The sequence below is a fragment of the Spiroplasma endosymbiont of Dasysyrphus albostriatus genome (assembly GCF_964019495.1).
Lineage (GTDB): Bacteria > Bacillota_I > Bacilli_A > Mycoplasmatales > VBWQ01 > Spiroplasma_E.
Genome location: NZ_OZ026447.1, coordinates 988,627 through 1,002,378, shown reverse-complemented (window position 1 = coordinate 1,002,378; position 13,752 = coordinate 988,627). Strand labels below are relative to the sequence as shown.

Below are 13,752 nucleotides of genomic sequence, written 5' to 3'. Positions count from 1 at the left end.
AGAAAGAACTATTATGAAAAAGTATTTTTGTTGAACATGTAAACAACATAAATTAGATTATTTATTCTTTAATACTAATGATATAAAAACAAGAAAAAACTTTTTAAGAGACAAAAACGGTAAAGCAATTTGTTATGACTGTATCTTAAATGTTAAGTTAAGTAGGGGGTATAAATAATGAATAAAGAAAAACCATTTGCTGTTAAAGACCAAGAAATTATTAATGAATATAATAAAAAAAGTAGTAAAGAAATAACAGAAGAACATTTAAATAATATAGAAAAATTAAGAGAAGTTTTTAAAAAAGAAGTAATTAATGAATATAAAGAAAAATTAATTAAATATTTAATTAATAATAGAGCAAATGCTTATAATGGAAAACAATTTTTATTATCTTCAAATAGAGACCCAAATATAAAAGGTATTGATGAATTAATTAAAAGAATTAAAAATGGAGACTTTGATTAATAATGCAATATGACTTAATTATTGGAATTGACCCTGCTGGAATTGGTAATAATGGAATGGTTATATATTCAAGTGAAACTAATAATATTGTTTTTAATGAAACATTTAATACATTAACTGTTTTATGAACTAAAAATATGTATAAAGAAAAATTGCAATTAATTAAAGAAAAATTTATTGATAAAAAAATATTAGTTATTGTAGAAAATTTCTTTTTAAGTTCAAAACAATTATTAACTAATCCATTAGCAACCCCTAAAATTATTGGTGCATTAATGGTATTAGTACAAGATGTTATGAATTGAGATTATCTAGAAAGTGAACCAAAAAATAAAACTAAAATAGAAAATTATAAAGGAAATATAAAATTAACAAAACATGAACAAGATGCTTATAAACATATTCAATATTATTTAAAAAATCATAAAAAAATATTAATTTTTGATAATTATTTAAGGAAATTATAAAAATGAAAGATAAAACAAATTATGTCAAATTAACAGTAAAACTTAGTAACACTATTGAAGCAAAATATTACGAAAAAGGTAATAAAGAATTATATTATAGTGTTCGTGGTCAATGAAATGGATTAAACTATGTTACTTTAATTTTTAATAAACCAAAACTTTATAGACGCTGTATTTTATTAAACAAAAACGATGAAATTATAGTAACTGGTGAAATCTTTAATACTTTAAATATTAAAAAAAATCGTGCATTTTGTTCAATTAATGTTAAATGATTTAAAAAATGAAAAGAGTAAAAAATGATATTATGAAAAATTTTATTAATAGTACCAATATTAATAACAAGCATAACACTAATAATATTTTTAATATTTATTATTAAAGAATTAAAAAATGAATATAAAGTTTTAAAATTATTAAATTCAATTGCAAAAAATTTAGAAAAAAAATAATCAAATAAGGAGAATAAATAATGAATAGATGTACATGAACTGAAACAATAACATTTGAAAAATTTATTCATGAACCATATTATGATGAAATTAAAAATGAACAAAGACAAAGACAATGTGAAAATATGACAGATGAGCAATTTGATGAATATGGAAGAGCATATTGTAAAGAACATAGAATTAAAGTTGATGAAATTAATAAATCAAGACATAAAAATTGTATTAATAAAGAAAAATTAATTAATTTTATTATAACAACTCTAAAAGAAAATAAAGAATCTAATTCTAGTAATTTATTTAAAATAGGAAAAGAAAGTGTTTTATTTAATCTTCAGATTTATATTAATGAGGGAGACTTTGATAATGAATAAAGAAAAATTACTTAAATATATGAAAGATATAATTAAATGAACTAAAAAAATTAATTATACAAACTATGATTTTGACAAAAATATTTTAAATTTATTAATTGAAAAAATAGAAAAAGGTGAATTTGACTAATGATAATATTGCCTACTTTATTTGAAAATAAAGATGAAATTGAAATATTATCACCATTTCCAAAAGCAATTCATACAAGTAATGATATTAGAGCAATTATTTTAAGACAATACCCAAATGTTAAATCAAAACACATAATTGTTTCTGACCCCGAAAGTAATGTTGCATTAATAGTTGGTGATAATGATGTTTATCAAGGTTGAATTAAAGTAACAATTAAAAAATTAGAAAATTAAAGGAGATTAAATATGACTAAACGCGAATTTTTAATTAAATGAAATGTAGATGAAAAATTATTTTTTATTGATAATGTTGAATTTTTACATTCAGATACACATATAATTTTTAATTGAAATGATGATTATTGAAGCATTGATTATCATTCAAAAGAGATGAAAAAATTTATAGAACTATTAAATGATTTAAAACAAATTAAAGGAGAATAAATAAATGCAGAAGGAAAAAATTAAAATTAGAAATTATGAATTTGAATTAAATTCTTATGTAGTAGATTCCTTATTAGATGTTATAAGAGAACTGATAAAAACAAATTAAAGGAGAATAGAAAATGCCAATATTCAAATTAGACTTAATAAATAAAAAATTTGAAAAATGAGATGAAAATGACCAAAAATGGGAAAAAATTAAAAACAAGGAGACTAAAAATGGAAACAAATAATTATACTTTAACTAAATTAATTAGAACTGGAATAAGTCCAATTTGTGCAATGATTGGTACAAGTGCTTATTATGGTCAAGTAATGAACAATTCACTATTAGGTTCAATTAATAGTTTATTATTTGGTAAAAAATTAGGTTTAGATATTTGAAATTTAAATCAAAGACCAAATACTAAAACTAAGTTAATTAATAGTAGTAAAAAAATATTATTAGGTTTAGGAACAATTGGTTTAGCAAATTATAGTAAATGAACAGAAAGTAATATTAGTCCTATTATTCCAACAACACCAATTCCAATAACTACTACAACTACAACAGAAGGTCCTCCATGATTACTATTAAATAAACAAGAAAATCAGTCATTAATGGACTGAGATACATATATTAGTTTAAATGCTTATGGTATTTCAAATCTTATTAGTGGATTAACTGAGTTAATACCTAATAAATTTGAAACAATAAGAAAGATTTGTAATATGGCAACTGGTGGATGTTTAATATCAAGTGGTGTAGCAATGGGAATTAATAATGATTTTAATAATGCTTATGCAGTACCTACTATTATTGCTGGTGCAAGTGAAATAATCCATAATTTACTACCTATGGAAACTACAAATCATATTCAAGAAATGCAAGAAACATCATTTAATGATGAAACTGCAAGATTAGTAAATGATAATAGATTCACAATTAATAGTGAAACAACTAGTCAATACGGTAGTGATAATATGAGCGAAGTAGCATTAAATCACGATAATGCTTCATTAAATTGAGATTATAATCACATGAGTTTATAAAGGAGGTGAGTAATTTATGAATAAAGATATGGAAAAAGATTTAAAAATTATAAAAGAGAAAAGAGAAACGCTTAAATTTGGTTATGAAAGATTAAATGAAGCATTAGATTTAAGAAATAAATTAGTTAATAGATATGATGGTATTGCAACTTCAAACCAACAAGAATTAAGTAACAAATTAAATAAAAAAATTGATAATCTTATTAGATTTATTTTAAAAAGTGAAAGTGAAATGGAAAATAAATAGTTGAAAGGAAAATTTGAAATGAAAGAATTTTTACATGAATTAATAATTATCGGAACAAGTGTTGGAACATTAATTTGCAGAGAAATTATTGTTTTATTAAAAAGATTTATCACAACTCCAAAACATGTTAGAGCAAATAACAAAATTATAAAACATCAAAAAAAATTAGCAAAATTAAACGAAAAAATTAATAAAGGAGAAAAATAATATGACAAAAATTGAATTTAATGAAAAATATAGAAAAGATAATATCAAAATTGATAGAGATTTTGATTTAGATATAGGAAATTGTTTTAAATTTTCTGATATTGATATATTAGAAAATGCTGTTAATGATTATAAAAAACTAATAAGTGAAATGCCACAATTAGTTAAAGATTGATTATTGGGATAAGATTAGGAGAATGTTAAATGTTAGAAAATGAAAATAATGTTCAACAAACAACTGAACCTTTAATTGAAAACAATGCTTCTTCACAAGAAATAGAAAATAAAGTTAATGAAGCAGAAAATAAGTTAAATAAACTTAATCAAGAAATTAAAGAAAAAGAAATTATTAATATATTTAAAAAATATCAAGTTAAAACTGAATTTTATGATTATTTAAAATTTAAAACTAATAATTTAGAAAATTCAAAAATTGAAGAAACTATTAAAAAAATGATTAAAGAACAACCAGTATTTAAAGAAATAATTAATACAGGTGGCAATAAACAAATAATTATTAATAATAAAACAAATGATAAAGAAAATTTTTTAATTAATTATAAAAAGAAAAATTATTTATAAACGAAAGGAAGAAATAAAATGTCAGTACCATTTAATCAAAATTTAGACAATACAGAGAGATTAGTAGAAGCACCAGAATTTATAGAGTTTTTTAAAATTTCAAATAGTCCATGGGCAAACTTTTTCCCTACTGAAATTGTTGACTCAGTAAATATTGAGTTTATTGTTAAAAAACCAAAAAAACCAGAAGTGAAAATTATTGCTTGAGATGATAAAAGTAAAAGATATGAATTACCATATGTTGATACAGATAAAATTAGTAAAAAAATAACTAAAAAATATCTTGCAGGAGAAATTATTGCAGATGTAGATTTAAATGCAAATAATGGACAAAATTTATTAGATAGTATGCAATATGAAGTTGCAAATGATTTAGCAGATAAATTAGCAATTGATGATACACAAGCAATTGCAAAATCTGCTACTAAAATAGATATTGAAGATACAACACCAATAGGATATTTAAAATCAATGTTATCTGCTTGAAATACTTTATTTCAATTTAGAAACATTGCAAATAGTAAATTTTTTATTACTAATGGTCTTTATGATAGTTTAGTTTATTTAGCAGATAATAAAGGTTTAATTACCGATAATCAGTTAGCTCAACAATTACGTTTAAATGGAAATAATTTATATGTAAAGGGTGTATTATGTGAAATCGTTCTTGATGATTATATGATTTTTACTAATGATAAAAATGAACAACAATTAATGACTTTTGTTTTAGCAACACCAAGAGCAATGAAAAGATATATGTTAGAAAGAACAGTTATTTATGTAGATTTTATTAAAGATGATAAAGCAGGAAGAGCATATAAAGTTGCTGGTGAAGTTGTTGGAGAATCAATACCTTATATTTCCAATAATGAAACAACATCAAGATGAATGTTATGCGGAATTATTAAAACAGATAAAACTGATTTAAAAACTAAAATTACAAGTTTAACAACTGATATTACTGCAAATGTTAATAACAATAATAGTGAATTAAATACACAAATAAAAAGTACTAATGAACTTAAATCATTAAATCCTAATTTAACAAATCCAACTATTAAATATTTTAGTGATGCACAAGGAAAAACTAATGTAAGTAATCAAAAACAAAAAGCAGGTGACTTATATATAACTATTACTGCAAATGTTAATGACTTAAATTATAAAGGAACAACAAATCCAATTAAAATAACTCTTAAATAAAGGACATTAATATCATGCCAATCGGTACAACTAATACAGCAATACTTTTAAACATAAATAAATCAAAACATACTAGAACAAGTAAACAACAAGAAAATAAAAGTTTTTGATGAGAAATTTTAGAAATGATTGGTGTACAAGTAATAGCAGTAGCACTTGCTCCTTTTACTGGTGGATTAAGTGAAAGCGTAGCACTTGGGTTAGGTGCAAGTGATTTAGTTGCTAGTATTAGTGCTGTTGGTGTAGAATTTTTAACTGATTTTACTATTAATCAAGTTTATGATTATTTAAAAGGAAATGTAACACCATTAAATACTTTCTTTAATATACTACCTGCATTTGCTGGACTTAATAAAATTAGTCGTGGTTATCGTACAACTAAATTTATTAAGTTAGCACAAAAAACTAAAACATTAGAACAAATTGGTGTTAAAGAAGCAAAAAACTTACAAGAAATTATTAGTCAAGTAAGTGGAAAAGAAATTTTAACAGATAAAATTATTGGTAATAAACGTTATTTAATGAATTATAGTTTTGCTCCTAATCGTGAAACAATAATACAAAATTTAGGATTTGTTGCTGAAAGAGAATATAAAAATAATTTTCAAAAATTAGAAGCAGAAGAATTAAAAGATTATTTATTATTACAAAATACATTAATAAAATTAAGTCCTCAATTAACTCCAAAATTTAAAATTAAAGATATTGAAAAAGCAAATAACTTTTTAAAAAAATATAATACTGATTTAAAAAAAGTACTATTTATGAACCAACATGATTGATTAAATTTAGTTCATACAATACATGCAGAAAATAGATATGGAAAAACTTTAATCTTAGATTTACAAAAAATTCGTGCTAATGCTATTAAATTTAATTTTAAAAAAAGTTCAATCCATAAGTTTGTTTTAAATGCAAATAAATTTTTTAAATATTTTGATATTAGATTTTATTTTAAAAAAGGTTTAAATAAATTTTGAAAAAATACACCATATTTTGAAAAATTACGAGAAAGTATATATAAATTACAAGAAAAATTTGAAAAGTTAGAAAAACAAGCATATGAAAAAATTAATAAATTAAAAGAAAAAGCAACTGATTTATTTAGTAGTGCAGAAAAAAGAGCAATTCGACATGCACAATTAATTCCATTAAATTCACCAGTATTTATGGGTTGTAAAATTCAACCTTTGTCATTAGATAAATGTGCAATTACTATTTATCATCGTAATCCTAAATATAAACCAATTACAGTTGTTGATAGTATTCTTAAGGCAGAAACTTTTGTTACTCAAATACATCCATTCCATTGATATCGTTGATATAGTGGTTGATACATTGGTTATGGAGTTAATCAAAATAAATGATTAAAAGCAATAGCATTTGCTCCACCGGTTGTTCAACAAATAATTAGAGATAGTTTTAAAGTATATAGAGAAATATTTAGAATCGTAAGAACTTATCATAAAGTAGCAAATGTTATTAATAATCCTATTGAAAATATTAATAAATCATTTAAAAGTGTTGGTTTAAAATTTTCAGTAAATACTGTATTTGGTACTGGATTATTACATCATTTAGAAAAATTTGCATATAGTCAAGTTGTAAAAAAAGGTAAAAAGAAATTACAAAAAGAAATTATACATATATCACATAGAAAAACTAAAACAAAAACTAAACATTATAAAAAAGCATTTTTTAAGGAATGATAAAATATGATTAATAAACTTTGAACTGGTGTCAGTCTAGAAAATTATAATAACTGATATCCATTAACTGGAAAAATTACAGAAACACCACAGCAATATATACAAACATGACCAAATGTTAATGATTGATTTAAAACTTTTGCTATTCGTGCTCAAAATGATATTAATGCTTATCTTGGTTTTATTTTATCTAAATTTCCTTTTGATAGTTTTAAAGATGAATTAATTAAAGAAACATTAAGAGATATGGTTTTTGTAACCGCTGAACATTGAGTATTTAATCGTACACCAATTGAATTTAATGTTGATGCTACTATTCAGTTTAATAATGGTAGTCAATTTAGTGCAAATAGTATTCCTACAATTAATGTTTGAGATTTAGCACCAAGTAGAATGAAAATATTGGCAAGACTAACAGAATTAAAACAAATATTATCAAATTATAATGATGATGAAATAGATATTGAAAAAATTGATTTAAAAGCATTTTATACTAGAAATCAAGTTGATGAATTAATTAATGAACAAAAAGAATTTACATTATCAAAACAAATTAAATTATATGATGATTTAGTTGATGATAATGAAAATGAAATATATAGAGGTCCTGTTAGTAAATTTATTAATAAAGGTTATGTTGCAACAGATTACGATAAAGAAACTGAAACAATGACTTTAGATTGACCTGATGAAATTGGTACATTACCACCAGAAGCATTACAAAATAATCCACAAATTGGTGATTATACACATGCACCAACTTGTGATTTTTCTGCTAAACAACAAAAACGAATTACTACTAATGAAAATGAAATTACCAAATTAAATAGTGAATTAATTAAAGCAAACGAAAATATTAATGATGTTAAAAATAATTGATTTAATATTGAAACTAGTCCTTTATGAAAAAAAGTTAAAAATGAAAATATTAAAATAGATACATGATATATTATTGATTGAACATATTATTTTGTCGATAGTAATCAACTTATTATAAGTAATAATAAATTAACTAAATCTAATATAAGAATTACTAATATTCAAATAGAACAAAAACAAATAATAATTGAAAATATTGATGTAAATATTGACAAAGTAACATTATTATATGATGTTGATTTAATAAAGTTTATTGCTACTAATAGTAAAAAAAAGTATACACCAATAATTCATAATATATATCAATATCAAGGAACTGGTACACCAACTGAATTTATAGCAGAAGAAAGTACTGAACGTGATTATTATACAAAACTAGAAACTAATAATTTATTAAATAAAAAACAAAATAAATTAATTGCTGGTGAAAATATTAAAATTGATGAAAAAACTAATACTATTAGTGCTACGGGTGGTAGTGGTGAATCATTATGAGAAGTAAACCCTAATTCATCTAATATTATTCAACCAAAAGACAAAAGAATTATTACTTCAAATAATACTAGAATTGTTGATATAGCAGACCCTACACAACCACAAGATGCTGTAAATAAAAGATATGTTGATGAAAAACATGATAAAAAACAAGATAAATTATTATTAATAAATGAAAATATAACATATGGGGAATTAAAATATAATAAATTACCAACTGGTCAATTTGGTGATGATTTAGGAATACCACCTAATAAAGTTATTAAACAATGAATTAGTGAAAGTGTAAATAAAAAACAAGATAAAATAGATAATTTACAAGATAAGATATTTAATAATAAAGATGATAAAGATAGTACTAGAAGATTAGTTAATGAAATTATTAAAACTAATGTTGGTGGTAAAACTTTAATTTATAGAAATAATCCAGTTATAACTGATGATTTAGATATTCCAAATAAAAAATATATAGATGATAAAATAGATAAAAAGCAAGATAAAGAAAATTGAGTTGTAATAGGAAAGAAAGTTGATAATAGAACATGAGATAATTTTAATATTGACCTTAATAAAACATATCGTGTATTTATAACATGACACAGAAATGCACCTGAGCAAAATGGTTATCCATTAATGTTATTGTTTAAATCAGCAAAAGCAGTTGGAACTGGTACATGAACTCTTTTAATTGGTAAAATTGATAATAAAGATGCTTCTTTAATTCTTAATGCTGATTATACTAAATCTAATAAGTGAAGTTTATTTATTAAATGTGAAATTGATGGTGGTGCTATATTTAGTTTTGAAGAATTAAAAGAAAATACTTATCAAATTACTAGTAATACATTAAATATTATTGCACCTGAAAAAATTGATATAGAAAAACCTTTAAAAATTAATTCTAATTCTTTAAATATAAATGAATTAGCAGAAAATACTTTTGATATTGAATTAAAAAATAATCCAACACCATATATTCCACAATGAAAAGAAGTAGGAACAAGAGAAAAAAATAAATGAGATAATTGACAAATTACTTATGATTTTCAAGAGAATAAACATTATAGAGTTTATTATTCTTGAAGTATATATAATCCAGTTTATACTATTCAAGAATTTATTATAACGGATAACAAAATTGCTGGTGTACAAATACAAACATTTAATGATAGTGCTAATATAGTAATTTTATCAGTTCAACATGCAAAATGGATTACTATTTATACTGGAAAAGGTAATTTAAAAGGTAATGTATGAAAATTAGAAGAATTACAGGAATAATATTATGTTTTTTAAAATTATAAAAATTATTTTAGGTTTAATAGGAGTAATTCTATCGTCAGCAACAGCGGGTTTAATTATATTTATCATTGTAAAAATCATATTAAAAATTAATCAAATATTTTAAAGAAGGTGGTGAATATTATGTTAAATCCATTTAAGAGAAAAGAAAAAAGTAATATTAGTGATAATCAAAATGAAAAAGTAAAATTTTTAAATAATAAAAATAAAAGTACACATGCTTCCATTTTAAATTATTTTGGTTTTAATGATTTTAATCATGAAACTTATTTTACTGATTTTGTAGCAGAAAATAATGCTAATTTATATAATGCTCCATTAGATATTAATAATGAAACTATTAAACAATATTTAATTAAACAAGAGTTTTATAGAAAAAATTGAAATTCTATTTTTAAATTAAGTAAATTAGGAATTAGTGGTTATTTAATTTTTATTGCTAATGATGATTTATATTTTCAAGTAGTAGATATCCAACAAAGAGTTTATGATATTACTGGTAAATTAATTCAATGTACTATTTTTTATGATAGTTATCAACAAAATGCACAAATTGTAAGATTATTTGAAGTTTATACATTAAATAATGAACAAGTAACTATTAATCGTGCAATTTATAGTATTAGTGATAATAAAAAACAATTTCCATTAGATTTTAGAACATATAGTAATAATCCTAATTTAGCACAAGAACAAACACTAAATATTAACTATATACCAATAGCAATTATGCGAAATAAAGCAAATGAGTTAGCAGATTGTGATAAAGTAATGGATAAAATTAAAGCATTAGATGTTATTTATGAACAAATTGTTTTAGATACCATTTTAAATTCACCTAAATTTATATTTAGTCAAACTTATGGTAATGTTCAATCAGCATTAGAAGAAGCAGTAAGAACTTTGGTTACTAAAAACTACATATTTAAAAGTGGTGGAGATAATAATGAACAAAACGAAAATATCAATATGACAAATAGCAACTTTAAAGGTAAAAACTTAACTGATATATATGATTGAAATGTTAATGAAATATTTAAACGTTGTGGTATTCATATACCAAGTCAAAAGAAATCTGCACAACAATCAGTACCCGAAAGTACAGCAGTAAATATTTCAACCATTAATTATATTGAACAAAAATTATGACAATTTAATATTGATATTCTTAAATTTATTCAAATATTAGTACGTTTAGATAAAGATTTATTAAATAGTAAAACATTTAATATTAATGATGACCAAGAAATTAATAATTTAATAGTTAAATTAAAATTATTTAATCCCGAAAATAACCAATTAATAGGAGAGAACAATGGAAAACAACAACAAACCACAAACGAAGTTTCCACAGAAACAAACTAAACTTAATCAAGCAGAAGTAGAAAATGATTATTTAATTGATAATATTCCTTATGACTTTACTAATCTTATGAGTAGCAAAGGTGACCCTGAGCTTAAAAGAGCATATGATGAATTTAAACTAAGAACTTTATATATTTATGAAATTGAACGTTTATTTAAAAATAATGAAAATAATACTTTAAAATTTTCAGCAAATACTATTAAAATAGGTTTTATTGATATTGATAAGGTATTAAAAACTACTGCTGCTGAAACATCAGACTTTACTATGCAATTAAATCAAAGAGCTAGCACAAATATTAATGATAATACAATTGAATATAGTATGACTGATATTAAAAATTTAATATTTCAAGAAATAAATTTATTAAATCAATTTAAATTATATGCAGTTTCAATTAATGAACCTTTAAGTGAAAATAATATTGATAATTTATATATCATTAATAATTATTCTCAACCTTATCAAAATCCAAAAACTAGAAGTACTAAAAGTATTACTATTATTAAAATTAAAGATTTTAAAACAAGAGATGGTTATCCAATCATTATTAAATTACAAAAACCATTAGATAAAGATACAAAAGTAACTGGTTTAAAAATTAAAGCTCCTAGAAGCATGATTTTTGGCAATATAAAGGTACTTGGTGAAGTTGACAATATGGAAGTATACCCAAAGTTATTTGTCAAAGATAAGATAGCATTTCCGCTATTATCAATGCCTATTGAAACTCAACCAAAAGTTAGAATACTAGAACAATGATTTAGTGAACAAATATTACCTTGAAATTTAGCAAAACAATTTATAGGCCAAGAAAAATCAGTATTAGATTTAATTGCTATTGGTGGAGGTAAAGAAACAAGAAAAGAAATTATCAAAAATGCAAGAGTTACACACGCTTGATTAGGATATTTTTTAAGTTCTTACTCTTTTGGAGAATGACCATTAAAAGAAAAGAAAGAACTTAAAGATAAAGAAGTATGGAAATTTCATAGTGGTCCAATTGGAAATGAATATACAAGTATTGCTACATATGATAAATTTGATGATATTGAAGTTGAAATAAGTGACAAACCACCAATTGATAGTTTACAACAATTATTATTAGATATGCTAAGTTATACCTATAATTATAATAGAAATTTTGAAGGTGCTAAATATAATGATAAAACTGGTAAGCCCGATAATGATATAGCAAAATTAAGAGCAAAATTTGAAGGACAAAAACCTGATGAAGTAATAACTAATTTGTTTAAACAATGAGAATTAGATTATCCAAATTATATAAATTTATTACAAGTTAAAATATTTAAACAAATATTTATAATGTTATCAAAATATATTTATTCAAGTATGTCAATTAATAAAGGTTTAAATGATGATAATAAAATTTTATTACCTTATTTTTTCAAATTAAAATCAAAACCAATACATCAAAATGAAGATAAAATTTGAGAGTATAAAGATATAAAAGTTATATTACAATCTTCATATTTTGATTTGACCGATATTAATAATATCAAATTAAAAAATAATGATATTAGTCAAAATGAATTATTTAAACTTGATGATAATCAATTTAATTGATTATCAATTACAAACGAATTAGAAAGTAATAATATACCTTCATTAATTCCTGCTGATTGAACATTAGCTAATGGTGAATATGGAAAATACTTTACAAGAACAATTATTAGTAATAATAAAATTGAAAATGCTTTAAATTTATATGGTTCAAATAAATCTCGACTATTTTCTAAATTAGAATTTTATAAAGAAATTTTAAAAATTGATAATAATATTGAATTTGAATTACAAATTGAAAATCCCATTAATAATTTAAATCGGATTGAAATTAGTGGGATATTTGGTGCTGGTAATTATAATTTAATTTTAATAACAGATAAACAAGAAATAAACTTACAAAATATTAATTTATTTGATAAATATAATGAAAACATTTCTTATATAAATTTAGAGATATAATTATTCAAAATAATTATCTGTATAAGTACCATCTCATTTTATATCTTCATCATGATGTTTAACTTTAGCAAAATATAATTCAGTTTTATTAGGACTATCCCATTTATTTCATCAAATAGTTGTTGTTCCTAATACTACTTCTCCATTTGGTTCTAAATAGGATTTAACATTAGTACCTATATTATGAGTAAGCACCCCCCCATGATTAATCCTATTGTTCCAGTTGTAGCACCAGTTAGTGCTAATGCTAATGTAATTTTACTTAAATTTGTTTTTATTCATGTTTTCATATTAAATTTCTCCTTTTTTCCTTGATTTTACTTTTAAATTATACTGTTTTTCATCATTTTTACAAATATACTTTTAAATGCAAAATAACGCCTAAATTAAAGGCGTTTATTTTGTGTGAC

19 protein-coding genes are annotated in these 13,752 nt (G+C 22.2%); 18 read left to right on the top strand and 1 reads right to left on the bottom strand.

The features are described 5' to 3' along the window. Positions 1-177: 177 nt before the first annotated feature. The 18 genes from AACL11_RS06040 (at position 178) to AACL11_RS05955 (ending at position 13,342) form a co-directional block, all read left to right on the top strand. Positions 178-468: a hypothetical protein gene (locus AACL11_RS06040; protein WP_338986733.1), complete on the top strand. Its 291-nt coding sequence runs from the start codon at positions 178-180 to the stop codon at positions 466-468. A gap of 2 nt (positions 469-470) precedes the next feature. Then, positions 471-935, top strand: a complete 465-nt coding sequence (locus tag AACL11_RS06035; protein WP_338986731.1) for a hypothetical protein — start codon at positions 471-473, stop codon at positions 933-935. Positions 936-937: 2 nt separating this feature from the next. Continuing rightward, a complete protein-coding gene (locus AACL11_RS06030) occupies positions 938-1,231 on the top strand; it encodes a hypothetical protein (protein WP_338986729.1) in 294 nt (97 codons plus the stop codon). A gap of 3 nt (positions 1,232-1,234) precedes the next feature. After that, complete coding sequence (locus AACL11_RS06025; RefSeq protein WP_338957299.1) at positions 1,235-1,387, top strand: hypothetical protein; 153 nt, start codon at positions 1,235-1,237, stop codon at positions 1,385-1,387. Between the two features lie 20 nt (positions 1,388-1,407). After that, entirely contained in the window at positions 1,408-1,758 is a 351-nt protein-coding gene (locus AACL11_RS06020; protein WP_338957301.1) for a hypothetical protein, read from the top strand. After that, a complete protein-coding gene (locus AACL11_RS06015) occupies positions 1,751-1,888 on the top strand; it encodes a hypothetical protein (protein WP_338986728.1) in 138 nt (45 codons plus the stop codon). The genes AACL11_RS06020 and AACL11_RS06015 overlap by 8 nt, the downstream gene beginning before the upstream one ends. Then, positions 1,888-2,124: a hypothetical protein gene (locus AACL11_RS06010; RefSeq protein WP_174480108.1), complete on the top strand. Its 237-nt coding sequence runs from the start codon at positions 1,888-1,890 to the stop codon at positions 2,122-2,124. The genes AACL11_RS06015 and AACL11_RS06010 overlap by 1 nt, the downstream gene beginning before the upstream one ends. Before the next feature lie 12 nt (positions 2,125-2,136). After that, positions 2,137-2,334: a hypothetical protein gene (locus AACL11_RS06005; RefSeq protein WP_338979823.1), complete on the top strand. Its 198-nt coding sequence runs from the start codon at positions 2,137-2,139 to the stop codon at positions 2,332-2,334. 219 nt (positions 2,335-2,553) lie between these two features. Beyond that, positions 2,554-3,366: a hypothetical protein gene (locus AACL11_RS06000; protein ID WP_338986726.1), complete on the top strand. Its 813-nt coding sequence runs from the start codon at positions 2,554-2,556 to the stop codon at positions 3,364-3,366. Between the two features lie 16 nt (positions 3,367-3,382). Then, positions 3,383-3,613: a hypothetical protein gene (locus AACL11_RS05995; RefSeq protein WP_338986724.1), complete on the top strand. Its 231-nt coding sequence runs from the start codon at positions 3,383-3,385 to the stop codon at positions 3,611-3,613. 18 nt (positions 3,614-3,631) lie between these two features. Beyond that, positions 3,632-3,820: a hypothetical protein gene (locus AACL11_RS05990; RefSeq protein WP_174481134.1), complete on the top strand. Its 189-nt coding sequence runs from the start codon at positions 3,632-3,634 to the stop codon at positions 3,818-3,820. Between the two features lies 1 nt (position 3,821). Next, positions 3,822-4,007: a hypothetical protein gene (locus AACL11_RS05985; protein ID WP_338986722.1), complete on the top strand. Its 186-nt coding sequence runs from the start codon at positions 3,822-3,824 to the stop codon at positions 4,005-4,007. A gap of 17 nt (positions 4,008-4,024) precedes the next feature. Then, complete coding sequence (locus tag AACL11_RS05980) at positions 4,025-4,402, top strand: hypothetical protein (RefSeq protein ID WP_338986720.1); 378 nt, start codon at positions 4,025-4,027, stop codon at positions 4,400-4,402. Positions 4,403-4,420: 18 nt separating this feature from the next. After that, positions 4,421-5,605, top strand: coding sequence for a hypothetical protein (locus AACL11_RS05975; protein WP_338986717.1), 1,185 nt, complete (start codon positions 4,421-4,423; stop codon positions 5,603-5,605). Positions 5,606-5,619: 14 nt separating this feature from the next. Then, on the top strand, positions 5,620-7,317 hold the full coding sequence (locus AACL11_RS05970; protein ID WP_338986714.1) for a hypothetical protein: 1,698 nt from the start codon (positions 5,620-5,622) through the stop codon (positions 7,315-7,317). Between the two features lie 3 nt (positions 7,318-7,320). After that, the gene (locus tag AACL11_RS05965) at positions 7,321-9,969 is read left to right on the top strand and encodes a hypothetical protein (protein WP_338986713.1); all 2,649 of its coding nucleotides are present in this window, start codon (positions 7,321-7,323) and stop codon (positions 9,967-9,969) included. A 144-nt stretch (positions 9,970-10,113) separates the two neighbouring features. Further along, positions 10,114-11,355 (top strand): hypothetical protein, encoded by a 1,242-nt coding sequence (locus AACL11_RS05960; protein ID WP_338986711.1) that lies wholly within the window; start codon positions 10,114-10,116, stop codon positions 11,353-11,355. Continuing rightward, entirely contained in the window at positions 11,306-13,342 is a 2,037-nt protein-coding gene (locus AACL11_RS05955; RefSeq protein ID WP_338986708.1) for a hypothetical protein, read from the top strand. Before AACL11_RS05960 ends, AACL11_RS05955 begins: the two co-directional genes overlap by 50 nt. Here the strand turns inward: AACL11_RS05955 and AACL11_RS05950 are convergent, their stop codons facing one another. Beyond that, positions 13,343-13,537, bottom strand: a complete 195-nt coding sequence (locus AACL11_RS05950) for a hypothetical protein (protein WP_338986707.1) — start codon at positions 13,535-13,537, stop codon at positions 13,343-13,345. Positions 13,538-13,752: the final 215 nt, after the last annotated feature.